Raw genomic sequence first — 334 nt, 5'->3', positions numbered from 1 at the left:
GCACCGTCGCGGGCGCCCGGGCGTGGCTGCGGATCGAGGAGCGCGGCCCCGGCTTCGCGCACTTCCTGTGGGACTTCGTCGACGGCCGGCCGGTCCAGGGCACGGCCCGGACCCGCGCGGAGGTCGCCACCGAGACGCCGGTCTCCCGGGCGATCGGCAAGGCCCTGAAGGCCGAGGGCTTCTCCTTCTGCGGGCCGACCATCGTGCACGCGTTCATGCAGGCGGTGGGCATGGTCAACGATCACCTCGTCGGCTGCCACCGGCACGGGCCCTGCGCTGCGCCCGGCGGGTCCCGGTGAGCGCGCCGCCGCGCGCGTGGCAGCGCATGCTCTCT

1 protein-coding gene is annotated in these 334 nt (G+C 75.7%); it reads left to right on the top strand.

Going from position 1 to position 334, the window contains the following annotated elements:
- On the top strand, positions 1-299 hold a 299-nt coding region (locus ACLBYB_RS32940), incomplete at its 5' end, for a DNA-3-methyladenine glycosylase I (RefSeq protein ID WP_447701395.1).
- Positions 300-334 lie beyond the last annotated feature (35 nt).

This window comes from Methylobacterium sp. D54C (assembly GCF_053345595.1).
This window is presented reverse-complemented; position numbering and strand designations above follow the sequence as displayed.